Below are 22,139 nucleotides of genomic sequence, written 5' to 3'. Positions count from 1 at the left end.
CACCCCGGCCCGGCTCTGCCCCGCTTGGTAGTCGAGCTTTTGTGGTTGCCAGGGTGGCCGGGTGCCCGGGTCGCGGGCGTTCCCGGCGGCCGCCGACAACGCCTCGACCGTCACCTCGTGGGTGCGGATGTGGTCCGGGTGCGGGTAGCCGCCGGTTTCGTCGTAGGTGATCACGACGTGTGGGCGGAACTCCCGGATGAGGGCCACCAGCGGAGCGGCGGCTTCTTCCAGCGGAAGGGCCGCGAAGCACCCATCGGGCAGTGGCTCGCGCATGCCGGAGTCGACCAGACCGAGGAAACGCTGGCGCACGCCGAGGATCCCCGCCGCGGCCGCCATCTCGCGGCGGCGGATCGCCGGCAGGTCGGCGCGGGTTTCGGCGGTGTCGACGGCCGGGTTGAGGATGTCACCGCGTTCGCCGCCCGTGCAGGTGGCGACCAGGACATCGACGCCTTCGGCGGCGTAGCGCGCCAGCGTGGCCGCGCCCTTGCTGGACTCGTCGTCAGGGTGGGCGTGGACGCTCAGGAGGCGAAGGGTCATCGGGTGCTCCTCTGGGGGAAGAAAGCCGCGGGGATCAGGGTCAGGGCGGACAACGCCAGTGCCCAGGTGAAGGTGGTGCCGAAGGCCGACGCCGGTGGCGCCGCGACCAGTGCGCTGTGGAGGATCGCGGCCAGCAGGGCGGTGCCGAGCGAGCCGCCGATGCGGTTGACCACGTTGAACGCGCTCGCCGCCCGGGGAATCCGGGACCGCTCCAGCGAGCCGTACAACGTCGTCATGCCGGGAGTCGTCGCCGCGCCCAGGCCTGCGCCGCGGATCAGCAGGGACAGCGTCAGCAGGATGCCGCCGGGCTCCGAGCCGAGCTGGGTGAAGGCCACCGTGCCCAGCAGGGACAAGCCGATCCCGGCGAGCATCAGCCGGCGGGGACCGAACCGGTCCAGGAGCCGGCCACCGGCCAGCATGACCGCGGCCGAGCCGAGCGCCTGGGGCGCCAGCAGCAGCCCGGCCCGCAACGCGCTCGCGTGCTCGACCTGCTGGTAGTACAGCGGAAGCAGCAGCATCGAGCTGTACAGCGACGCCCCGAGCAGGAACGTGCTCGCGCTCGCGACCGCGAACCCCCGGTTCCGGAACAGCTTCAGGTCGAGCACCGGCGACGGCGTTCGAGCCGCGTGGACGCCGTAGGACAGCAGCAGCGCGGCCCCGGCGATCACGGCGACGACCGCGCCCTCGGCCAGGCCGTAGACGAAGGCCGCCAACCCAGGCGAGAGCAGAGCGATCCCCCGCGTGTCGAGCGGCGAACGGACGCCGCTCGCGGGAGGCGCCGGGAGCAGGCGGCGGGCGAACACGAACGTCGCCACGCCCAGCGGGACGATCCCGAAGAACATCCAGCGCCACCCGAGGTCGGCCACCAGCGCGCCGCCGAGCATCGGGCCCAGCACCGGGGCCACCGTGGCCGGCAGGGTGATCACGCCGATCATGCGGCCCAGCGCCGGGCCCGCCGCCTGTGCGAACACCGCCTGCCCGACGGGCTGCATCAGCCCGCCGCCCAGGCCGTGCAGCACGCGGAACGCGATGAGGGCCGGTGCCGACCACGCGAAGCCGCACAGCAGCGTGCCCAAGGTGAAGAGCCCCACCGCGGCCAGCCACACCGCGCGGCCGCCGAACCGGTCGGTCAGCCAGCCCGACAGCGGGATCGCCGCCGAAGCCGCGAGCAGGTACGCGCTCGCCACCCACTGCACCGTGGTCAGCGGGCTGCCCAGGTCACGGGCGATCGAGTCGATCCCGACGGTCACGATCGTCGCGTCGAGGATCGACAGCACCGCTCCCATGATCAGCACACCGCCGAGCCGCCACAGCGCCGCATCCGGACGAATCGCCGTCGTCATGCCACCCCCAAGTCATTAGGTCGAACCTCAGATTAGGTCCGACCCAGTCACTGGGTCAAGCACAAACTTGGGTTCGACCCAGTAGAGTGACGACCATGAGCGAGGGACTCCGGGCCCAGAAGAAGCACGAGACCAGGAAGACCATCTCCGACGTCGCCACGCGGCTGTTCATCCGCGACGGCTTCGAGGACGTGACGATCGCCGAGATCGCCGCCGAGGCGCGGGTGGCCAAGATGACCGTGACGAACCACTTCCCGCGCAAGGAGGACCTGGTCTTCGACATCCGCGCGGACTTCACGGCGTGGCCGTCGTCGCTGATCCACGACAGCGTCTTCCACGACACCCGCGAGCTCTACTTCGAAGCACTGGACGCCCAGCACGCGCTGGTCGGCTTCTCGGGGAAGGGCTTCGCGCGGATGATCGAGCAGAGCCCGGTCCTGACGAACGCGCTGCACGAACTGCACCGCGAGCGCGAAGCGAACCTCTCGAGCCTGCTGACCGGGCGCCACCCCGGCGAAGGATTACGGCCCGTGCTCGCCGCCGCGCACCTCACGACGCTGCTGCGGGTGCTCTTCGACGACGTCTTCGCCCGGACGATCGCCGACCAGCCGAAGGAAGCGATCGTGGACGCGGTGTGGCCCGTCGCGGAACAGGCCTTCGACCAGCTCGAACCGGCCTTCGGCGGGTACTAGCGCGCCGCGCCGGCCGGGCGGCCGGAGCGCGGTTCCGGCTCGGGTGCGCCCTCGACCTTCACGACGCGCATCTCGCGCACGGCCAGGGCGTCCGACGGCGCCAGCAGCGCGGAGAACCGCCGGACCACCAACGCCGTCAGCACGGCGAGCGCGGCCGCGGCGAGGTCGGTGAGGGCGACCAGCAGGACGCTGTCGGCCATCGACTGCACGTCGTCGCGGAAGCGCCAGACGATCGACGCGCCGAGCAGGAGCCAGTTCAGCAGCCAGGCACCCCACCACACCAGCACCTCGCGCGACGGCTTCGGCCGGACGTCACGCGGGCGGCGCAGCACCGCGTGTTCCAGCTCGCCGACGACGGAAAGCGCCAGCGGCAGGTTCGCCACCGGCACGAGGACGCCGACCAGCACCTGCCACACCGGCCTGGGCGGGTCTTCGCCGGAGACGTCCGCCGCCGCCTGGCGGGCGACCAGCAGCCACCAGAGCGACAGGCCGGCGGGCAGCAGCGCGAGGATCGAGGCCAGCAGTCCCGCGGTCAGCACGAACCCGTCGGAGAACGCCACCACCGAGCGGGACAGCGCGGAGTCGCGGCCCTGGACGAGCAGCACGTACCGCCAGATCTCCGCGCTCGCGGCGGCGACGGCGAGCACGGCGAACGCGAAGAGGACGACGACCAGGCTGCGGCTGAGCACCGGCACCCGGTCGATCGGGCGGATCTCGTCGGACGCCGTGCCGGGCACCGACGTCGGGCGGCGCCAGACCAGGCTGGGAAAGCCCCAGCGGGGCGGCACCGGGTACGACGGCGGCCCGGAATAGCGCTCGGGCACCACCACCGGGCGCCGCGGCCACGCACCGGGCGGCGGGGTCGCCACCCAGCGCAGCTTGGGCCGGTGGACCGGACGGCGGTGGTAGGGGTACGGCTCCGGCTGGGCGGCCAGCATCCGGCCCTGCAGCTGCTGCGCAGTCGGGGGCGGCGTCTGGCGCGGCCAGTACCCAGGCGGGTGCGACGGAGACTGACCCGGGTGCAAGGCTAGATCACTTCGGGTTCGATGCCGGGGTGCTCGCCGACCATCGGACGGCCTTCGCGCTGCCACGCGCCCATGCCGCCGGCGACGTTCACCGCGTCCCAGCCGCTCTGGTTGAGCCACGCGGCCGCCCGCGCGGACCGGCCGCCGCTGCGGCAGATCACGTGGATCGGCTGGTCGTCGGGCAGATCCGCCAGCTCGCCGACGCGGGCCGGGAGCTCTCCCATCGGGATGTGCACCGCGCCGGGGGCGTGCCCGGCGGCCCATTCGTCGTCTTCGCGGACGTCGAGCAGCACGAGGCCGTCCTTGGGCAGGTCGCGGACCTCGGCGGTCGGCAGTTCAGCAGGGCTCACCACGATCTCCATGCTGCCATGCGGAGGCGTTGCCCGCGCGTGAGGTCAGCGCATCACTTGCGGTGGCGGCCGCGCCCGGCGACCCGCGTCTTTTCCTCGGCCTGGCCGAACCGCGCGACGGCCCTGTCCCGCATGAAGCCCAGCGGGTCGGGCGCGTGCAGCCGCAGCATGATGTCGTGGACGTGCTCCGGGCGGCCGTACCCGGTCACGCGGCTGACGAGGTACGTCGTCACGAAGGCGGCCGGGACGGTGATCAGCGCGGGCTGGTTGACGAACCAGGGTGCCCAGTCGCCGGTGTAGCCGCTGACGACGTCGAGCACGAGCGCGGCCAGCACCAGGCCGCCGCCGACGAACATCCCGGCCAGCGCGCCGGGCCAGGACAGCTTGCGCCACCAGATGCCCAGCACCAGCAGCGGGCTGAACGTCGACGCGGCGAGCGCGAACGTCAGCCCGATCGACAGCGAGATGTCCTCCGGCCGCAACGCGACCGCCAGCGCGATCGGGAACAGCGCGACCAGCGCGGCCGCGACCCGGAAGTCCCGCACCCGGCCGGGCAGGAGGTCGGTCGACACGACCCCGGCGACGCTCACCAGCAGCCCGGAGGTGCTGGAGAGGAACGCGGAGAACGCGCCGGCCGCGGTGACCGCGCCGAGGATCTGCCCGCCGACCCCCGGCAGGATCGCCGACGGGAGCCGCAGGATCGCCGCGTCCGTCTTGCCGGTGACCAGCAGCTCCGGGACGTACATCCGGGACAGCGCGCCCAGCAGCGTCGGGAACAGGTAGAACAGCCCCAGCAGCAGCAGGACGTGCACGGTGGTCCGGCGGGCGGCCTTGCCGTCGGGGTTGGTGTAGAAGCGGACCAGCACGTGCGGCAGGCCCATCGTGCCGAGGAACGTCGCGAACATCAGCGAGTACGTCTGGAGCAGGTCGGTGACGCTGCCCGAGCCGGGGTGCAGCCAGTTGGCGTTGTCCGCGCTCGCGTCCGTGACCACCGGCACCGGTGTGCCCGCCATGACCCTCAGCTGGGTGCCTTCGGAAACGGTGTGGGGCGCCAGCGGGGTCCAGTGCGTCGGCCCGGCCGCCGGGCCGTTGTCGGTGCGGCCGTAGGCGTACAGGTAGGTGTCTGAAGTGACGTGCAGCGTGACGTCCGTTTGCACGTCGACCGTGGTGTCGCTGACGAACACCGGCGGGGCGGGCGCGCCGAGCGGCCGGAAGCCGTCCGGCCCGCCGCCGGTGAAGAAGACCATGCACAGCACGAACGCGGGCACCGAGATCGCGAACAGCTTGATCCAGTACTGGAAGGCCTGGACCACGGTGATCGCGCGCATGCCCCCGGAGATCACGTTGAAGGTGACCACGATCATCACCGCGACCGCGCCCGCCCACGCCGGCACGGGCAGGATCGTCGCGAGGGTCAGGCCGGCGCCCTGCAGCTGCGGGGCCATGTACAGGATCCCGATGAACACGACGAACGCCGTGGAGAACCGGCGCAGGCCCTTCGAGCCGAGCCGCATCTCGACGAAGTCGGGCAGCGTGTAAGCGCCGGACCGGCGCAGCGGCGCCGCCACGAAGAGCATCAGCGCGAGGTAGCCCGCGGTGAAGCCGATCGGGAACCACAGCGCGTCGGCGCCGTCCTTGAGGATGATGCCGGCGACACCGAGGAACGACGCCGCCGACAGGTACTCGCCGGAGATCGCGGCCGCGTTGCGGCGGGACCGCACCGTGCGGCGGGCGACCAGGAAGTCGTGCGTCGTCGTCGCCGAACGCGAGGAGCGAAGACCGAGGTAGGGCGTCACCACGGCGACCAGCACGATGCCGGTCAAGGCCCACGGGTTCAACTGCACGGGAGGAATCCTCGCACGGCTCAGTGCGAAACTAGTTTTCGATCATGTCCACGAACGCGCGTTCGTTGCGTTCGGCCAGCCGGTTGTACCAGATTCCGACGCCGAACAGGAACGGGAACGGCAGCACGCCGAGGATCAGCCAGGCCACCGGGATGCCCAGCAGGCTCAACGCGGAGAATCCGGGCACCGTGTAGAACAGCACCGGCAGCGAGCCGAACACCGCGATGACGAGCAGCGCGAGCAGCAACGCCGTCCGCAGCTGCACCTTAACCAGGTGGTCCTGGACGAGCAGCTTCCCCCAGCTGGTCTGCTCTTCCAGCTCGACGCGGGCGCGCAGGGTGCCGGCACCGCGGCGCGGATCGTTGAGGATCACGCGTTCCCGCTTGGGTTTCGCGTGGTGTTCCGGCTTCGGCGGCTCGTTGTCGGGCGCCGGCGGCAGGGACTCGACGACGGCCCGATCCACCGACTGTGACTGCGGCTGCGGCAGCGGTCGCTGGCGGCCCCGCCTCCCGAGCGTCGGATCGGGCTCGCGGACACCGTTCGCGCGGCGCTCGTAGAAGTCGTCGGTCATGGCCGGTCCCGGCTCAGCCGTTCCGGCCCGAACCGACCAGCCGGTCCTTCAGCGCGCGGGTGTGCCGCCTGCTCACCGGCAGCACCTTCTCCTCGTTGCCGATGACGACCTGGTAGCCGCCCTGGCCCATGCGCAGCTCGGTGATCAGCGGCAGCGCGACCAGGAACGACCGGTGGATCCGGACGAACCCGGCCTTCTCCCAGCGTTCCTCCAGCTGGGCCAGCGGGATGCGGACCAGGTGGCTGCCTTCGGTGGTGAACAGCCGCGCGTAGTCGCCCTGCGCCTCGACCCAGCGGACCGACGAGCGCGGGATGAGCTTGGTGGTGCCGGCGAGCTCGACGGGAATGACCTCGTCGTCGTTCTTCACCGGCTCGCCGCCCAGCGCGCCGGGCGGCGGCGCCGCGGCCGCGGCCAGCTTGTCGAGCACGCGGGAGATCGCACGGTCGAGGCGGTCCTGCTGGTACGGCTTGAGCACGTAGTCGAGCGCGCCGAGGTCGAAGGCGTTGACCGCCTCCTCCGCGTGCCCGGTCACGAACACCAGGCACGGCGACGGGCGCAGCGCGGCGAACACCCGGGACATCTCCATCCCGGAGAGGCCGGGCATGTCGATGTCGGCGAAGACGGCGTCGACGATCGGCAGGCCACGGTCCTTGCGCTCACGCAGCCTCGGGTCGTCGGTGGACAGCAACCGCAGCGCCTCGGAGGCGTCGATCGCCGGGAACACCTTCGCCACGTGCGGACTGTTGCGCAGGCAGTGGACGAGTTCGTCAAGACCGTTCGGCTCGTCGTCCACAGCCAGGACCACGAGCTTCCGGGTGTCATCGTGAGCACTCACAGTGAAACGCATCCTGCCCATTGCCGAGTGCAATGTCCAGCCCCCGTCCGCCTTAAGTGAGGGAACCCGCGGGCGGCACCGCCGGCCGCGGGCCCCGCAATCAGTGCACGAACGTGAACCAGTTGAGGTTCACGAAGTCGGCCGGCTGGCCGCTGGTGAACGTCACGTACACGTTGTGCACACCGGTGACCGCGCTGATGTTCGCCGGGACGGTCCGCCAGCTCTGCCAGCCGCCCGTGTTGGCGACGGCGAAGCTGCCGATGGGCGCGTTGGACCGGCTGTCGAGCCGCACCTCCACGAGCCCGCTGACGCCGGCCGCCGCCCCGGACGCGACCCGGGCCTGGAAGTTCGTGGCCGCGGAACCGCCGAAGTCGACGTTCGGGTAGAGCGCCCAGTCGCCATTGGCCACCGCGCCGATGTTCTGCCCGCCGCCGGTGTCCGTGGTGGTCTCGGTGATCACGCCGGACTGCTGGCTGAACGACTCGGCCTGGATGGTGCTGTAGGCACTGCCGCCACCGGGCGGCGGCGTGGTCGTGGTCGGCGGTGGTGTGGTGCCGCCTCGGGTGGACACCGTGACGTAGTCGACGACCATCGGGTGGCCCGGCACGATCCCCGGTCCCGGCGTGGTCGTGCCGGAGTTGTTGTTCGGGAACGCGCCACCGATCGCGACGTTGAGCAGCACGAAGTAGCCGGCGTGGCTGGTCATGTTCGCCCACGTCGTCGCGTCCAGCTGGTTCTGGCTCACCGAGTGGAACTGCTGCCCGTCGACGAACCAGCGGAGGACCTGCGGGCTGCTGCTCGCGTCCCATTCGAAGCGGTAGGTGTGGAAGGCCGACTGGCAGCTGCTGCCCGGACAGGCCCGGTTGTTCGGCAGGCCGGTGGTCTCGTTGCACGGGCCGCCCGGGTTGACGCCGCAGTGCAGGACGCCCCAGACGGAGTTGATCCCGTTGACGTTCTCCATGATGTCGAACTCGCCGATGGCGGGCCAGTTCCAGTAGTTGCCGCGGTACGGGCCGCCGAGGGCCCAGAACGCGGGCCAGTAGCCGAGCGCGGCAGCACCGGTGACGTCCGGCATCTGGATCCGGCTTTCGATCCGCAGGACGCCGCCCGCCGGCGGCTTGAAGTCGGCGCGCTGGGTCTCGATCCGCGCCGACGTCCAGTTGCCCGCGCCGTCGCGCAACGGCGTGATGCGGAGGTTGCCTGCGCCGTCTTGCGAGACGTTGCTCGGGCTCGACGTGTAGTTCTGGATCTCGCCGGTGCCCCAGTTGGCGGGACCACCCGGGTAGCTGTGACCGGTGTCGATGATCCAGTTCGCACCGGACGGAAGCGAGCCGGAGCCGCCGGTGAAGTCGTCGGCGAACACCGTCGTCCAGCCCGCTTCGGGCGGCGGGATGGACGCCGCGGCGGGCAGGGTCAGCGGAATGGCGATGAGCGCGGCGCCGAGCACGGCACCGAGGGCGAGCCTGCGGGAGTGGGGCATCGGGGACGACCTCCTTGTCGACCGGATTTGTTGCCGTTCACAACAAAGCCCGTCGACAAGGAGACCCGACGTCCCCACGGCGATTCCAGAGGCGTTACGCGGCTTGGGTGATGCAGGTAACAAAGTCTGCCCGGAAGTGCTCGAATCGGACACTACGGCCACTCGGTCCCCTTCGGGTGCCCGGTACTCGCCAGGACCACCCAGACGATCCGCTTGTCGGAGTCTGGGCAGTACCAGATCCGACCACCGGCCGTGACTTCGTACTGCCACTGGTCGAGCACCCTGCCGCCGACCTCCCGAGCGGCGAAGGCACCTTTCAGCTTGTGCTGACGCGCCGGAGGTGCGACACGGTCGCCGCGTTTAGCCGGCATCGATCAGGCCTCCGCGGGACCCGGCACCAGACCGAAGTCGTCGTCGATCGGACCGGTGAGCTTGCCGCTGAGTGCCGGATCAGCGTGAATAGCGGCAGTGCTACGCCATTCGGTGATCGTCTGAGCCAGGACCGACCATTGCCCCAGCTCCGCGGATGCCTGGAAAGCGCGCGCAAAATCCCGGACGAACTGAGCTTGCTCGACCTCCGGAAGAACGTCCACCCACGGGAATTCGTCGAGGAGGGCCCTGGCCGCCACGTCGTGCGGCAGATGGGCCAGTACGTTGCGCAGCGCTCGCGCCGCCGCGACGGACCCTTCGGAGGCCGAGCTCGCCCGGTCTTCCCGCGTCAGCAACAGGGCAGCACCGTCGCGGCGACGAACCCTGACGTCGCCCTCGTCGGCGAGGGCAGCGACGCTTCTGGGATCGCGCTGCAACTCGCTCCATTGCACCTCGGTGGTGGCCATGCAACAATTCTGAACTTTTTCAGAATTATTGGCAAGTTGCCTGGTCAAAGGCCGTAGCGCGACCACGCCACCTTCTGCGACACCGCGTCCAGCACCGCCGACGCCGCGGCCGGCGCGCCGAGACCGAGGCGGGCCAGCAGGGGCTTCTTCGGCTCGGCCACCGAGATCTCGGCGTCCGGGAACCGCTCGGTGACGATCTGCCGGAGGCTGCCGAGGCCGTCGACCAGGCCCAGCTCGACCGCCTTCGCGCCGAGCCAGACGTCCCCGGTGAACAGGTCTTCCGAGTCGGCCAGCCGGTCGCCGCGGCGCTCCTTCACCCAGTTCACGAACAGCTCGTGGAGCTGGGTGTGCATCTTCTTGAGCCACTCGACGTCTTCGGGCTTCTCCGGCGAGAACGGGTCGAGCCGCGACTTGTTCGCGCCCGCCGTGTGCAGCCGCCGCTCGATGCCGAAGCGCTCGAGCAGCCCGGGGAACCCGAACCCGCCGCTGATCACGCCGATCGAGCCGACCATCGACGTCCGGTGCGCGTAGATCTCGTCGGCCGCGCAGGCCAGCCAGTACCCGCCCGACGCGGCGACGTCTTCGCAGAACGCCAGCACCGGCACGTTCTTCTCGTCGGCCAGCTGCCGGATCCGCTCGGCGACCAGCCCGGACTGCGTCGGCGCGCCGCCCGGCGAGTTCACCAGCAGGGCGACGGCCTTCAGCCGGTCGTGACCGAACGCCCTGGTCAGCGCCGATTCCACCGCGGCCAGGTTGATCGCTCCCCTGGCCAGCGGCGACGGCGAAGGCGTGATCACGCCGTGCAGCCGCACCACGGCCACGACGTCCTTGCGCTCGACGCGGTCGGCGAGCACCGGGATCCGCGAAGCCAGCTTGTCCGTAACGCTCATGACGCCAGGCTAGCCGGATTCAGCCCATGGGGAGGATGCCCGAGCGCGTGCCGTTGACGCCGCTGACCTCGGCGCCGTTCAGCTGCGCGGGACCGCCCTGGGCCGGGACGTCGGCGTCCGCTTCGGAGCTGTAGTCCGGCATGTTCGGCCGGACGCCCGGGACGAACTTCGGCACCCGCAGCGTCACCTTCATGCCCGCGCCGGGTGCGGTCTCGACCATCACCGCGTAGTCGCTGCCGAACACCTGCTGCATGCGCTGGTTGATGTTGCCGAGCCCGACGTGCGCGCCGGTGCGGTGGGCGCTCTTGAGCTCGTTGAGCCGCCGCGGGTCCATGCCGATGCCGTCGTCCTCGACGCTGATCAGCGCCTCGGTGCCGTAGTCCTGGGCGATCACCGTGACGCAGCCGCCGCTCGGCTTGCTGGCCAGCCCGTGCTTGACCGCGTTCTCCACCAGCGGCTGGATGATCAGGAACGGCACGACGACGCTGAGCACCTCGGGCGCGATCTTCATCCGCACCTCGAGCCGGCCGCCGAAGCGGGCGTTCTCGATCGTCAGGTAGCGGTCGATGTTGCGCAGCTCCTCGGCGAGCGAGGTGAACATGCCCGACGTCCGGAACGAGTACCGCGTGAAGTCCGCGAAGTCCTGAAGCAGCTCTCGGGCCTCTTCGGGGTCGGTGCGGATCAGCGCGGAGATCGTGTTGAGCGCGTTGTAGACGAAGTGCGGCGAGATCTGCGCGCGCAGCGCCTTGATCTCGGCCTGCTGGAGCTGCTGCTTCGACTCGTCGAGCCGGGACAGCTCGAACTGGGTGCAAACGAACTGGGCGACGGCGTCGGCCATCTGCACCAGCCGCCCGCGGGTCCGGCCGACGACGATCAGCGCGGCCTCGGTCTCGCCCTCCACCAGCAGCGGCACGATGACCGCCGTCTTCATCCGGCAGGTGCCGCGGTGGTTGCACGGCATCCGGTCGTGCGCGACGACCTCCCGCCGGTGCTTGCGGATCGCGTTGCCGATCGCGTCGACGAGGTCGACGTAGTGCTCGTTCGCTTCGCCGTCCCAGGACAGCAGCGTGCCCTCGCTGTCGGTGATGCCCACGGCGACGCAGTCGAGCATCTGCAGCAGCTGCGTGGTGATCTTGTCGGCGGCGTCCTCGTCCAGGCCGGCGCGGAGGTTCGGCGCCGCTTTCGACATCCGGTGGACGGCCTGCAGCATGGCGTCCTCGACCACGCTGGCCGGCCTGCGCTGCTTCACGAGCAGCACGATCACCACGATGACGAGCAGGACCACGACCCCCCAGGGGATGACCTGCGCGAGCGGAAACCCGGACACGGCGTCCATGCTCTGCGCTCGACCAACCGGGTGCAAGGCCTGATCCCACTTTCTGTCCAACTGTGATGACCGAGGGTTGAGAGGACCCTACCCAGAGTCTGATTCGCCCCTTCACGGTCACTGTCCGCAACGCGCGGGAGGTCGGCCCTGTTCCACCCCTTCCGGGGAAAGCAGCAGGAAAACCGCGATTTCGCCGAAGGCGAGCACGGCGTCGTCGTCGGACGGCACAGCACTTGCCGCCGATCGGGCGAATCTGCGCTACTTGAGCAGGCGCGACATCCGGCGGTCGGCGAGCGGCTTGCCACCGGTCTGGCACGTCGGGCAGTACTGGAACGATTTGTCGGCGAAGGAGATCTCGCGGATCGTGTCGCCGCAGACCGGGCACGGCAGCCCCGTCCGCGCGTGCACCCGCAGGCCCGACCGCTTCTCGCCCTTCAGCCGGGCGGCCTTCTGCCCGACCGAGCGCTCGACGGCGTCGGTCTCGATCTCGACGATCGCTTCGGCGAGGGTCTCGAGCGCGCCGTCGTCGAGCTTGCCGATCGTGGCGTACGGCGACAGCTTCGCGCGGTGCATGATCTCGTCGGAGTAGGCGTTGCCGATCCCGGCGATCAGCGACTGGTCGGTGAGCGCCCACTTCAGCCGCGTGTTCTTCCCGGCGAACAGCTCGCGCAGCCGGGCGGCGTCCAGCGCGAGGGCGTCCGGGCCCAGCCGCGCCACGCTCGCGATCTCCTGCGGGTCCTTGACGATCCAGACCGCCAGGCCCTTCTTCGTGCCCGCCTCGGTGAGGTCGAAGCCCGGCCCGGTGGCGGACTCGAGGTGCACCCGCAGTGAGATCGGGCCCTTCCCCGGCTTCAAGGGCGCCGCGGCCAGGCCGTCGGACCAGCGCAGCCAGCCCGCGCGGGCCAGGTGGACGACCAGGTGCAGGTCACCGGCGACGACGTCGAGGTGCTTGCCGTGCCGGGTCGCGCCGGTGATCTCCCGGCCGTGCAGCTCCGTCCACGGCGGCATCGCCGTCTTAAGGACGCTCAGCGAAGCGACGTCGATCCGGAAGATCGTCCGGCCGACGGCGTTCTCCCGCAGGTGGTGGGCCAGTGCTTCGACCTCGGGCAGCTCGGGCATGGCACCAGTGTCCTACTCGACCGGGTGCAGCGGCCCGTCGAAGTCCGGCAGCGAGTGCCGCTGGATGGTCTTGGAGATCTTCTTGACCTCGCCCTGCACGGTGAACATGCCGCGGATCGTGCCGACCCAGCGCTCGGACGGCCGGTCGCCGGTCACGTCGCCCTCGGTCTCCGCGACCACCGTCCACGGGCGGCGCAGGATCCACCGGAGCGGGAAGAACAGCACCACGAGCAGCAGCGCCAGCAGTACCCACGCCGGGATGTTGACCTGGTCCGGGGTCCACACGACGAGGATCACGGCCAGCAGCGCGGTCACCACGATCATCGCGATGCCCGGGCCGTAGCTGCCCGCGACGTCGTGCTCGAAGTCGTCGGCCGTCGCCGGCGCACGCCATTCCATCTGGGCACGGACCACCCAGTCGCGGCCGTCTTCGCCGCGCACCAGCCGGTTCATTCAGTAGCCTCCCGGGCCGCCCGCAGGGTGAGCACCTCAACGGTACCGTGCGCGGGCTCACCCGCGCGAGGGAGGAATCGGACATCCCACCCGGCGAACCTGATCATCGCTGATCAGGAGCCGCCGCGGTGGTCGTGGCCGAATCGGCCGGTTCGCCCGAATCAGTGACCACGGAGGTGTCTTCGGAGGTGCCTTCGGGCGCGCCGGCTTCAGAGGTGCCGGCTTCGGAGGCGTCGGCGGGCGAGCACGGCTTTCCCGAAGTCGGCGTCACCGTCGTCGACGTTTCGGTGGTGGCCGTGTCCTCGTCGTCCTTGGGCTTCGGTTCCTCCGCCGGCGTCGACGACGCGCCGGGGCGGCCGGTCGGCGAGAGATCGGGCGCGCCGGCGTCCTCCGGCGCGGTCTTCCCCGCGGACTCGGTGGTCATCGTCATGTCGGGCCGCGAGGTGTCCAGCCGCGGCGACGTCGCCGGGTGCACCGGGGTGAACGTCGACGACGTGAGGTCCTCGCGCGGGGTCACCGCGCCGGCACCGCCCACCGCGTCCCCGGTGGGCACGTCCCCGGCCACGCTGGGCACTTCGTTCGCGGCGACCTGGCGGGCACCCGAGTGCGCGCGAGCCGGAACGGCGACCCCGGTGCCACGGCCGTTGAGCACCCCGACGCCGATCCGCGGGTCCTGCTGCGGCTGCGGCGGCGGCTCTTGGTGCGCCTCGGACGGCGGCACCACGACCAGCTCGGGTGCGCCGCCGGTCAGCCCGACGTCCTGCACCGCCGACGACCCGAACAGCACCGGCCCGGCCGCCACGCCGACCGCGCCCACGGCGGCGGTCGACGCCAGCGCGAGCCCGATCTTGACCTTCGAACCGACCAGGACACCCTTGATCGTCGCGCCCAGCCCGGCCAGCGCCCCGCCGCCACCCACCGACGCGGCGGCCGGCACCAGCAGCACCAGCACGCCGGCGTGCGCGCGCAGCGACGAGCAGACGTCACGCAGCTCGTCCTGGGTCGCCCGGCACGACGGGCAGCCGAGCAGGTGGGCCTTGATCCTCTCGGCCTCGGCGCCGGTGACGCTCCCCGCGGTGAACCCGCCCAGCTTCTCGACGACCGCACGGCACGAATCCGGCCCGCGGTTCACCGAAAGGTGTGCCTGCAGGTACGCCGCGCGCAGCCCCTGACGGGCCCGCCGGGCCAGCGCCGCGGTGGCGTTCGCGCTCAACCCGAAGTGGGGAGCGACCATCGCGGGCTGCTCGCCCTCGACCTCGGTCTGCCACAGCACCGTCCGCCAGCGCTCCGGCAGGCTGGTGAACGCGGTGGTGATCAGCGAGTGCTCCGCGGTCCGGGCGTGCGTGTCGGCACCCGCCCCGGCGCGGAAGGTGAGCTCGTCGTCGGAGACCGGCACGTCCCGGCGGGCACCGTGCCACTCCCACGAAACCCGGCGGGCGACGGTCAGCAGGTAGGCGCGGACGTAGTCTCTCGGGCCGGCGCCACGGCGAAGGGCCTGCAACACGCGGAAGAACGTCTCCGCGGTGATGTCCTCGGCCTCGGACCGATCGGCCGCCAGGCTCTGCGCGAGCCGGCGGACGGCGGCGGCGTGCAGCTCGAACAGCTCCCCGAACGCGGCGTCCTCGCCGTCACGGAGCCGTTGCAGCAGTGCCTGCTCGTCGGATTCCGAGGCCGCTGGTGGCGGCACCGTGCCCAGCTCGGTCATCCGGCCCGGCACCTCCTCCCCGAAGGTCTCCCCATTCGGTCGAATGGAGACACCATACGGAGGGAAACAGCCGTCGTCACCCCTTGTACGCCAGCTGTGACACCGAAGCACCGGGTCAGGGACACAAGGGACCCCCCGATCGGTGTGCGTTCGCATGGGTATAAAGTGTTCTCCATCAGCAAGGCAGTGCGGATGTAGCGCAGCTGGTAGCGCATCACCTTGCCAAGGTGAGGGTCGCGGGTTCGAATCCCGTCATCCGCTCGGGACTAGGGGCCGTGTGTCTGGTTACACCAGACCGCGGCCCCTTCGCCATTTCACCCGGGGGCCGAGCCCCCGGACCCCCACGGTGCCTCCGCCAGACTCACACTGCCGGGCTCTTGAAGGGGTCGTGCTCGGCGAGGAGCTTGTCGAGCCGCGCCTGGTCGACCCGGGAGACGACCGAGGTCTCCTCCTGTCTGTCCCGGACGCACTTGGCGAGCGTGAACGTCGAGGTGACCAGGTAGAGCATGCCCAGGGCGAGGAAGCCGCGGACCCAGCCGTCCACCGGCAGGTACGCGATGCCGCCGGTCACCGCGGCCAGGGCCAAGCCGAAGGACAGCGCCGCCTGGATGTAGAAGGCCGTCGTCGTCGGGGATGTGGTTCCGGTTTTGGTCATGTGACCACGGTCTCGTTCGACCGGCACGGGTGTCTTGAGCAGTACTACTCAGCCGCGGTTGCGATGTGGCTACAGGACTTCAGAGCTCGTAGACGTCCACGACCGTGGGGGCCACCGGCGTCAGGTGGGGATCTTCGCGCTCGGTCACCTGGCCGCGGGCCATGCGGTACACCCGGAAGTTGTTGTCGTTCTCCGTGTCCTGGTCGTCCCACGTGTAGAGGAGACCGTAGGAACCCGGGGCAAGTTCGCCCGCCCGGGTGAAGAGTTCGAGGAGTTCGGGGCCGATCCGGCCACCGTGCTTGTCGAAGCCGCCGAAGTGGAGCATCGGCATGCCCGCGCTCCAGCGGAGGTCGACGAGGTCGAAGTCACCGGCATCGCGGATCGCGCGGTGCACGCGGTCGACCAGACGCTCCAGCAGCGCCGCGTCGTCGTCGCCGCTCGCGGTCGCCTGGATGGTCACCCAGCCGTGATATTCGAACACCCGCAGAACGGTAGCAAGAGATCAACCAGCGGCTCAGCGGGCCAGCTCGGTCGGCGCTTTGGGGGTCCGGGTGGCGAAGCCCCCGGTTGTCTCGGTCGGCTTGCCGTCGCGGCGTAGGAGGTTGGTCAGCACCCCTTCGCCCAGCCGCTCGAACGCCGGCACCAGCTTCTCGCCGAACACGCACAGCGTCCGCTCCCACGGGTGCCCGAGCGTGCCGTACGAGAAGTCCGCCGCCAGGAACAGGTGGTAGTCCGCGCGCGGGAACACCGGCACCGGCCACCGGGCGCTCCCGGACATCAGGTGCGGCCGGATCCGGAAGGACTGGTGCTGCCAGTGCAGCGCCCACATCCAGTCGTCCGGGCCGCAGACCTCGCGGAACGCGGCCAGCGCGATCGTCCCGATCTGGTGTTCCTCGACCGCGTACGGCCCCAGGCGGAACTCGGCCGACCCGCGATCGGTGTCCCCCGGCGAAAGGTCCCACGTCCGCGACGGCGCCGGCTCGCGGAAACCCGGCCAGGCGTGGGCGTAGGTGCTCGGCCAGAACGCCAGCTTGTCGTACACCCAGTACCAGGCGGGCTCGTCGACGACGCGGGAGACGGCTTCCCAGGCAGCATTCACGGTTACGACCTCGAGGTTGGCCAGGCACGGAAGAACACGCGAAAGCTTCGTGTTCGGCCTCCGGTTTGTCCAGTCCCGGCTTGTTCACCGCGAACTGTGTCACTCGTCCGGGTGGATGCCGCCAAATTGTCACCAGGCGGATCCGCGGGAGGCGCCGGCGACACCGGCGCCTCCCGCGGCTCAGGCCGCGTCCCAGAGGGTGAGGAACGCCGAGGCTTCGCTGCGGGCCCAGGGCCGCAGCCGTTCGCGGTCGCGGGCGGACAGCTGGTACTCCTTCGCGCGGCGGACGTCGATCACCAGCGCCTGCCCGCCGGGCAGGAGGTCGGGCATCGCCTGCTCCAGCACCCACAGCGCCAGCTGTGCGGAGTCCCGCGCGAGCGGCTCCTCCTTGAAGTAGAGCCAGACCGCGTACCGGCGGCCGTCGCTCTTGCGCAGGCCGATCTGCGGGCTGACGCCGATCTCGAGCTCGCCGATCCGGCAGCGGCCGCGGCCGACCTCGACCAGCCGGGGCGACTTCCGGCCGAGGTACTTCAGCCAGCCCTCCGCTATCGCCGCGTAGTGCGGCTTCGTCCGCTCGTCGGCGGCGTTGACGAGCGCGCGCAGCGCCACCTCGTCCTGGTTCGCCGCGCGCCCGGACCGCACCGCGTTGGCCGCCCGCCGGTAGTAGTTGAACGCCGCCCGTGCCGGGTCTTCGTACTGGCGGCGCTGCCGCCGGACGAACGACGACCGCGACGGACCGGAACTGGCGCTGTAGCCCACGAACGTGGACAGGGTGATGTAGGCCATGGCCCTGCCTTCCTCCATCACGCCACCCGCGCTCGCGGGCGGCATCTCCCCTGGACAACGCCAATTTTAGAACATATGTACGACAGTTTCCGGAGCCTGAAGGGTGATGCCGGCGGGGTCTCCCTAAAACGGCGGACTTGCGCTACGTTGCCGATCAACCTCAAACCGCAACCTCGCAGGTCGGCAGTCCGTGCCAGACTGATGCCCCGATTGGTGGATGGGGGTCCCTAGGATGAGCTGGCAGGAAGAGCTTCGCCGTCTCGACGCGGAGCTTGCCGAAGGTCGCATCGAGCCCGCTGACCACCGCAAACAGCGGGACGAGCTGCTCGCGCAGGCCTCCGGTTCCACGGTGCCGTCGCCGGTGCCCTCACCGCTGCGCCGCCCGGGTGACACCTGGCGCAGCGCGAACCCGGCGAGCCACCCGGCACCCGCCCAGCACGTCCCGCCGCAGCAACGTGTGGAGTCGCCCCGGCCGGCAGTGCCGCACCAGCTGCCGCCGCAACTGCCGCAGAAGCCTCCGCCGCCGCCCTGGCAGCGGACCGGGCTGCCGGTGTCGCCGGCCACCAGTCACGTGCCCGCGATCCCGGACCACATGACGACCGCCCCGAGCCCGGCCGACATCACGCCGACGCGCTACCTGAGCGTCGACGGCCCGGCGGAGCAGGGGCCGGGCAGCCGGTTCCCGCCGATCACGCCGCCGGGCGGCGAATCACGCCCGGCACCGCCGCAGCCCGGGCCGGAGGAGACGCCCGGCAAGCACCGGTGGGCCACCGACGCGGAGCCGTCGTCCGGGCGCACCGGGACGAACCGGCCGTTCATCGTGCTCGGCGCGCTGGTCGTGCTGGGCGTCGTCATCGGCGCGATCCTGTGGCTGGGCAAGGACGATTCGAAGCCCAACGCGCTCGCGACGTTCACGCCCGTGACCCAGCCGCCCGCCGCCGCGGCCCAGCCGCAGCTGGAGGACGAGGTGCCACCGCTGCCCGGGTTGCAGCACCCGGAGAGCTCCACGATGTCCCTGGCCCGCGGCCTGGACCTGAAGCTGTACCCCAAGGAAGCCGCGCAGATCTTCTCGCAGCACGGCGTCACGCAGCTCGTGTACCGCGCCTCCTCGGCCGGCGACACCGGGTTCCTCGGCTACGCGATTCCCGCCGAGTCCCCGGAGGGCGCGAAGGCGATCATCGACTACCTGCGCGAGGCCGCGGCCGCGGGCGGGTTCGTCCCGCTCACGGCCGACCCCGGGATGGTCACCGGCCGCAACGGCGACCTCCGGATGAACGGCACCTGGTACACCTCGGGCAAGGTCGCGATCGTGCTCTGGGCGTCGCAGCCGTTCGCCAAGGACAAGAACGAGCTGAAGACCAGCCTCGACAACGCCGTGGCGGTGTTCAAGAAAGCCCTTCCGCCCCGCTAGTCCCGGTTCAGCAGCGCGGCCAGCGTGTGGCGGGCGACGTCGGCGCCGAAGAGGCGGTCCACCACGGTCTTGCCCTCTTCGGACAGCCGCTGCCACAGCTTGTCGTCTTCGAGCAGGGTGACGATCTCGTCGGCGAGCTCCTGCGCCGAGCCGCCGACGAGGACGTCCCGGCCGTGGGTCAGGTGCATGCCTTCCGCGGCCAGCGGGGTGGCGACCACCGGGACGCCGTAACCGAGGCTCTCGCCCAGCTTTCCCTTGACGCCCGCGCCGAAGCGCAGCGGCGCGACGACGACCCGGGCCTCGCGGTAAGCGCTGTCGAGGTTCGGCACCCAGCCGCGGACGACGACGCCGTCGCGTTCCAGGTCGAACATCTCCTGCGGCGGGTTGCTGCCGACGATCTGCGCGACCGCGTCGGGGCGCCGCCGCCGCACGAGCGGCATGATCTCGGTCGCCAGCCAGCGGGCCGCGTCCCGGTTGGGCAGGTGGTCGAAGCTGCCGACGAACAGCACGCCGGACCGTCCTTCCGGGACGGCCACCGAGCCTTCGGCGTAGTGCACATTGGACAGCACTTCGACGCGCGCCGACGGCACGAGCTCCCGCAGCAGCTCACGCTCCACATCGGACACGACGAACGTGACGTCGGTGGCGCGGGTCAGGCCCAGTTCGGACTCCCGCAGCACCTCGGCACGCCGTCGCAGCGTCAGCTCCTCGCGCGTGTCGCCGAGCTGCGCGGCCAGGTCGGCCTGCCGGTTGAGCCGGACGAAGTGCAGGTCGACGGTGTCGTAGGCGATGACGCAGTCCGGCGCGTGCTCGCGGACCTGCTCCAGCAGCTGCCAGGCGACGTGCGGCCGCGACAGCACGGCCAGGCTCAGGTCGGGGCCGGCGTCGCGCAGGAACTCCAGCTGTTCGCCGAGCCCGGTGATCACCGTGACGCCCGCGCGGTACAGCGCGTCGACGTACGGCTCGTGGAGCGCGTTGTTGAGCGGCATGAACACGACCCGGTGGCCGAGGCCGACGAGCAGCTCGAGGATCCGGAACATCCGCACCGAGCCGGAGTCCTTGTCGGGCATGGGGACCTGGTGGTCGGCGACGAGGATCGTGCCGCCGCGGTGGCCGTCCTTCGTGCGCTGCCGCCCGGCCCAGACCGCGCGCGGGCTCGCCTCGGGGAAGTGGTCGCGCAGCTGGACGCTCCACTTGTCGACGAAGACGCCGCGGTTGAGCTCCTGGTGCCGCTTCACGCCGGACGAGACGTCGGTCCCGTTGGTGATGCCTTCGTGGTGCACGACGACCGACGCGGGCTGGACCATCGTCCGGTACCCGGCCGCCCGCACGGCGAACGCGAGGTCGGTGTCCTCGTAGTACGCGGGGGCGTAGCGCTTGTCGAAGCCGCCGATGCGTTCGAACAGCTCCCGCCGGACGAGCAGTGCCGCGCCCGAGCAGTAGTCGACGTCGCGCAGTGCCTGGTACCAGGGGGCGTCCGGGTTCTGCAGCCTGCCGTAGTTCCAGCCGGTGCCGTCGGCCCAGATGATGCCGCCGCACTCCTGGAGCCGGCCGTCCGGGTAGACGAGCTTGGAGCCGACGAGCCCGACGTCGGGCCGCGTCTCGACGACGGCGACCAGCTCGTCCAGCCAGCCCGCGCGGACCTCGGTGTCGTTGTTCAGGAACATGACGAAGTCGCCGCGCGCGTGCTCGGCGCCGAGGTTGCAGGCGCCGACGAACCCGAGGTTCTTCGGCGCGCGGACCAGCCGGACCCCGGCGCAACCGGCGACGCGGTCGGCGGAGTCGTCCGGCGAGGCGTCGTCGACGACGATGACCTCGAACGGCGTCGAGGGCAGGTGCCGCTGGATGGAGTCGAGGCAGCCGCGGGTGAACCGCCAGTTGCCGTAGACCGGGATGACGACGCTGACGATCGGGTGGTCGCTGGTGGTCACCGCGACCGGGCCGGGTGTCGGGTCGGGCGCGCCGGGCAGCACCCCGGCGGGACGGCCCAGCGCCGTCTCGTAGAAGTCGCGGCGGCGGGTGCCGCGGGGCGCGTACCGCTCGATCGCGCCGCGGTACTTCCCGATCGCCTTCTGGACGAGCGCGGACGTCTCGGCCCGCAGCTTCTCGTTCTCCGCGGCGAGCCTGCCGATGGTCTCGCCGAGGCTGGTGTTGTTGCCGGCCAGCCATTCCAGCCGTTCGCGGTCGTAGCCCGCCTTGCGCTGGAGCCGGTTCAGCTCGTCGGCCGCGCGCTGCCGGTCTTCGCGGGCGCGCTCGGCCTGCCGGAGTGCCTCGTCGCGCTCGGCCGCGGCGCGCTGTTCGGCCGCGGTGACCTGGGCGAGTTCACCGGTGAGCCGGGTGACCGACGCCGTCGCCCGGTCGCGCTCGGCTTCCGCGCGGCCCAGCCCGTCGCGCAGGCGGCCCGCCTCGGCGGCAGCGCGGGCGACGAGGGTCAGCTTCGGGTCGACCATGGCCGACGTCGAGGGCACCTCGACCGGCTCGGCCGACGCCACCGAGACGAAGTACGTGTGCGGCGCGCCGGGTTCGACGACCCAGCCGTCACCCTCGTCGGCCCGCACGGTGAGGACCTCGGCGCCGGCACCGGCGCCGTTGTCGTGGATCAGCGAGCCGACGGCGACGTTCTGCCGCAGCACGACGACGTGCGGGAAGCTCTCGGACAGCAGCGTGCGGAACGCGGACTCGGTCAGCTCGTGCACGTGGTACGGGTTCTCGTTGCCGTGGTCGTGCGTGTAGACCTCGATGTCCGGGGTGCTGCAGAGGAACACCCCGCCCGGCGCGAGCCGGTTGCGGACGAGCTCCATGAGCCGGTCCTGCTCCTCGACGTGCTCGATGGCCTCGAAGCAGGTGATGACGTCGAAGACCTCGCCGTCGAGGGCCCGCGGGTCGGTGATCGAGCCGACCTCGAAGCGCAGGCCCGGGTAGCGGGTGCGGGCGTGCTCGACGGTCTTCGGGTCGATCTCGAGGCCGACGACCTCGGCGGCCGACCGCGCGAGCAGCGAGGCGCCGTAACCCTCACCGCTGGCGAGGTCGAGGACGCGCTTGCCGTCGGCGAAGCGGGCCGCGAACGCGTAGCGGTGGTAGTGCTCGTAGATCACCTGGAGGTCGTCGGTCCACGGCACGCACCGCTCGCCGGTCCACTCGATCAGCCGCTCGCCGCTCGTCCCCTTGGCCATGCGGGGCA

General features: G+C 71.1%; 21 protein-coding genes and 1 tRNA gene. 3 read left to right on the top strand and 19 right to left on the bottom strand.

What is annotated here, in order from left to right; translation table 11 throughout:
- A partial coding sequence (locus AB0G28_RS07430) for a PIG-L family deacetylase (protein ID WP_361084095.1) occupies positions 1-537 on the bottom strand: 537 nt, incomplete at its 3' end.
- On the bottom strand, positions 534-1,880 hold the full coding sequence (locus AB0G28_RS07425; protein WP_361084092.1) for a DHA2 family efflux MFS transporter permease subunit: 1,347 nt from the start codon (positions 1,878-1,880) through the stop codon (positions 534-536). The genes AB0G28_RS07430 and AB0G28_RS07425, both read right to left, overlap by 4 nt.
- A 95-nt stretch (positions 1,881-1,975) precedes the next feature.
- Here AB0G28_RS07425 and AB0G28_RS07420 point away from each other — a divergent pair, with 95 nt between their 5' ends.
- A complete protein-coding gene (locus AB0G28_RS07420; protein ID WP_361084090.1) occupies positions 1,976-2,572 on the top strand; it encodes a TetR/AcrR family transcriptional regulator in 597 nt (198 codons plus the stop codon).
- On the opposite strand, the gene AB0G28_RS07415 is transcribed toward AB0G28_RS07420, so the two are convergent.
- The 12 genes from AB0G28_RS07415 to AB0G28_RS07360 all read right to left on the bottom strand — a co-directional run bounded on the left by AB0G28_RS07415 (position 2,569) and on the right by AB0G28_RS07360 (position 15,007).
- Positions 2,569-3,597: a DUF4328 domain-containing protein gene (locus AB0G28_RS07415; protein ID WP_361084087.1), complete on the bottom strand. Its 1,029-nt coding sequence runs from the start codon at positions 3,595-3,597 to the stop codon at positions 2,569-2,571. The two genes, AB0G28_RS07420 and AB0G28_RS07415, sit on opposite strands and share 4 nt — an antisense overlap.
- 2 nt (positions 3,598-3,599) lie before the next feature.
- Positions 3,600-3,959 carry a rhodanese-like domain-containing protein gene (locus tag AB0G28_RS07410; protein WP_043791039.1) on the bottom strand — a complete coding sequence of 120 codons (360 nt, stop codon included), beginning with the start codon at positions 3,957-3,959 and terminating at the stop codon, positions 3,600-3,602.
- Positions 3,960-4,000: 41 nt separating this feature from the next.
- Positions 4,001-5,791, bottom strand: coding sequence for a cation acetate symporter (locus AB0G28_RS07405; protein ID WP_361084083.1), 1,791 nt, complete (start codon positions 5,789-5,791; stop codon positions 4,001-4,003).
- Positions 5,792-5,822: 31 nt separating this feature from the next.
- Positions 5,823-6,362, bottom strand: coding sequence for a hypothetical protein (locus tag AB0G28_RS07400; RefSeq protein WP_361084081.1), 540 nt, complete (start codon positions 6,360-6,362; stop codon positions 5,823-5,825).
- Positions 6,363-6,375: 13 nt separating this feature from the next.
- Entirely contained in the window at positions 6,376-7,209 is an 834-nt protein-coding gene (locus tag AB0G28_RS07395; RefSeq protein ID WP_325148268.1) for a LytTR family DNA-binding domain-containing protein, read from the bottom strand.
- Between the two features lie 88 nt (positions 7,210-7,297).
- Positions 7,298-8,677, bottom strand: coding sequence for a carbohydrate-binding protein (locus AB0G28_RS07390; protein WP_361084077.1), 1,380 nt, complete (start codon positions 8,675-8,677; stop codon positions 7,298-7,300).
- Between the two features lie 374 nt (positions 8,678-9,051).
- The gene (locus tag AB0G28_RS07385) at positions 9,052-9,513 is read right to left on the bottom strand and encodes a hypothetical protein (protein ID WP_361084075.1); all 462 of its coding nucleotides are present in this window, start codon (positions 9,511-9,513) and stop codon (positions 9,052-9,054) included.
- Positions 9,514-9,557: 44 nt separating this feature from the next.
- A complete protein-coding gene (locus tag AB0G28_RS07380; RefSeq protein WP_361084072.1) occupies positions 9,558-10,403 on the bottom strand; it encodes a S49 family peptidase in 846 nt (281 codons plus the stop codon).
- Between the two features lie 19 nt (positions 10,404-10,422).
- On the bottom strand, positions 10,423-11,739 hold the full coding sequence (locus tag AB0G28_RS07375) for a histidine kinase (protein WP_361084070.1): 1,317 nt from the start codon (positions 11,737-11,739) through the stop codon (positions 10,423-10,425).
- A 249-nt stretch (positions 11,740-11,988) separates the two neighbouring features.
- Positions 11,989-12,849, bottom strand: a complete 861-nt coding sequence (locus AB0G28_RS07370) for a DNA-formamidopyrimidine glycosylase family protein (RefSeq protein WP_361084067.1) — start codon at positions 12,847-12,849, stop codon at positions 11,989-11,991.
- Between the two features lie 12 nt (positions 12,850-12,861).
- On the bottom strand, positions 12,862-13,302 hold the full coding sequence (locus AB0G28_RS07365) for a DUF983 domain-containing protein (RefSeq protein ID WP_206784122.1): 441 nt from the start codon (positions 13,300-13,302) through the stop codon (positions 12,862-12,864).
- A gap of 103 nt (positions 13,303-13,405) precedes the next feature.
- Positions 13,406-15,007 (bottom strand): sigma-70 family RNA polymerase sigma factor, encoded by a 1,602-nt coding sequence (locus AB0G28_RS07360; protein ID WP_361084064.1) that lies wholly within the window; start codon positions 15,005-15,007, stop codon positions 13,406-13,408.
- 188 nt (positions 15,008-15,195) lie between these two features.
- Between AB0G28_RS07360 and AB0G28_RS07355 the strand changes: the two genes are divergently transcribed.
- Positions 15,196-15,268, top strand: a tRNA-Gly gene (locus AB0G28_RS07355).
- A gap of 100 nt (positions 15,269-15,368) precedes the next feature.
- On the opposite strand, the gene AB0G28_RS07350 is transcribed toward AB0G28_RS07355, so the two are convergent.
- The 4 genes from AB0G28_RS07350 to AB0G28_RS07335 form a co-directional block, all read right to left on the bottom strand.
- Positions 15,369-15,662: a YiaA/YiaB family inner membrane protein gene (locus tag AB0G28_RS07350; protein ID WP_361084061.1), complete on the bottom strand. Its 294-nt coding sequence runs from the start codon at positions 15,660-15,662 to the stop codon at positions 15,369-15,371.
- 79 nt (positions 15,663-15,741) lie between these two features.
- Positions 15,742-16,143 carry an immunity 7 family protein gene (locus AB0G28_RS07345; protein ID WP_361084058.1) on the bottom strand — a complete coding sequence of 134 codons (402 nt, stop codon included), beginning with the start codon at positions 16,141-16,143 and terminating at the stop codon, positions 15,742-15,744.
- Between the two features lie 33 nt (positions 16,144-16,176).
- Positions 16,177-16,761 carry a DUF2716 domain-containing protein gene (locus AB0G28_RS07340; RefSeq protein WP_361084055.1) on the bottom strand — a complete coding sequence of 195 codons (585 nt, stop codon included), beginning with the start codon at positions 16,759-16,761 and terminating at the stop codon, positions 16,177-16,179.
- A 180-nt stretch (positions 16,762-16,941) separates the two neighbouring features.
- On the bottom strand, positions 16,942-17,547 hold the full coding sequence (locus tag AB0G28_RS07335; protein WP_361084168.1) for a hypothetical protein: 606 nt from the start codon (positions 17,545-17,547) through the stop codon (positions 16,942-16,944).
- A gap of 232 nt (positions 17,548-17,779) precedes the next feature.
- Between AB0G28_RS07335 and AB0G28_RS07330 the strand changes: the two genes are divergently transcribed.
- A complete protein-coding gene (locus tag AB0G28_RS07330; protein ID WP_361084052.1) occupies positions 17,780-18,958 on the top strand; it encodes a hypothetical protein in 1,179 nt (392 codons plus the stop codon).
- Here the strand turns inward: AB0G28_RS07330 and AB0G28_RS07325 are convergent.
- On the bottom strand, positions 18,955-22,131 hold the full coding sequence (locus tag AB0G28_RS07325; RefSeq protein WP_361084049.1) for a glycosyltransferase: 3,177 nt from the start codon (positions 22,129-22,131) through the stop codon (positions 18,955-18,957). The two genes, AB0G28_RS07330 and AB0G28_RS07325, sit on opposite strands and share 4 nt — an antisense overlap.
- Between the last annotated feature and the right edge of the window lie 8 nt (positions 22,132-22,139).

The organism is Amycolatopsis sp. NPDC021455 (assembly GCF_040640995.1).
Taxonomy (GTDB): domain Bacteria; phylum Actinomycetota; class Actinomycetes; order Mycobacteriales; family Pseudonocardiaceae; genus Amycolatopsis.
The sequence above is the reverse complement of the archived record's forward strand: the minus strand, read 5'-3'. Positions and strand labels throughout refer to the sequence as shown.

What these genes read in the sequence shown, in the direction of transcription:
- AB0G28_RS07385 (WP_361084075.1), bottom strand. Translation starts at nt 9,513, where the DNA reads ATGGCCACCACCGAGGTGCAATGGAGCGAGTTGCAGCGCGATCCCAGA.
- AB0G28_RS07325 (WP_361084049.1), bottom strand. Translation starts at nt 22,131, where the DNA reads ATGGCCAAGGGGACGAGCGGCGAGCGGCTGATCGAGTGGACCGGCGAG.
- AB0G28_RS07400 (WP_361084081.1), bottom strand. Translation starts at nt 6,362, where the DNA reads ATGACCGACGACTTCTACGAGCGCCGCGCGAACGGTGTCCGCGAGCCC.
- AB0G28_RS07425 (WP_361084092.1), bottom strand. Translation starts at nt 1,880, where the DNA reads ATGACGACGGCGATTCGTCCGGATGCGGCGCTGTGGCGGCTCGGCGGT.
- AB0G28_RS07350 (WP_361084061.1), bottom strand. Translation starts at nt 15,662, where the DNA reads ATGACCAAAACCGGAACCACATCCCCGACGACGACGGCCTTCTACATC.
- AB0G28_RS07375 (WP_361084070.1), bottom strand. Translation starts at nt 11,739, where the DNA reads ATGGACGCCGTGTCCGGGTTTCCGCTCGCGCAGGTCATCCCCTGGGGG.
- AB0G28_RS07390 (WP_361084077.1), bottom strand. Translation starts at nt 8,677, where the DNA reads ATGCCCCACTCCCGCAGGCTCGCCCTCGGTGCCGTGCTCGGCGCCGCG.
- AB0G28_RS07330 (WP_361084052.1), top strand. Translation starts at nt 17,780, where the DNA reads ATGAGCTGGCAGGAAGAGCTTCGCCGTCTCGACGCGGAGCTTGCCGAA.
- AB0G28_RS07380 (WP_361084072.1), bottom strand. Translation starts at nt 10,403, where the DNA reads ATGAGCGTTACGGACAAGCTGGCTTCGCGGATCCCGGTGCTCGCCGAC.
- AB0G28_RS07410 (WP_043791039.1), bottom strand. Translation starts at nt 3,959, where the DNA reads ATGGAGATCGTGGTGAGCCCTGCTGAACTGCCGACCGCCGAGGTCCGC.
- AB0G28_RS07395 (WP_325148268.1), bottom strand. Translation starts at nt 7,209, where the DNA reads ATGCGTTTCACTGTGAGTGCTCACGATGACACCCGGAAGCTCGTGGTC.
- AB0G28_RS07370 (WP_361084067.1), bottom strand. Translation starts at nt 12,849, where the DNA reads ATGCCCGAGCTGCCCGAGGTCGAAGCACTGGCCCACCACCTGCGGGAG.
- AB0G28_RS07365 (WP_206784122.1), bottom strand. Translation starts at nt 13,302, where the DNA reads ATGAACCGGCTGGTGCGCGGCGAAGACGGCCGCGACTGGGTGGTCCGT.
- AB0G28_RS07360 (WP_361084064.1), bottom strand. Translation starts at nt 15,007, where the DNA reads ATGACCGAGCTGGGCACGGTGCCGCCACCAGCGGCCTCGGAATCCGAC.
- AB0G28_RS07420 (WP_361084090.1), top strand. Translation starts at nt 1,976, where the DNA reads ATGAGCGAGGGACTCCGGGCCCAGAAGAAGCACGAGACCAGGAAGACC.
- AB0G28_RS07335 (WP_361084168.1), bottom strand. Translation starts at nt 17,547, where the DNA reads ATGGCCTACATCACCCTGTCCACGTTCGTGGGCTACAGCGCCAGTTCC.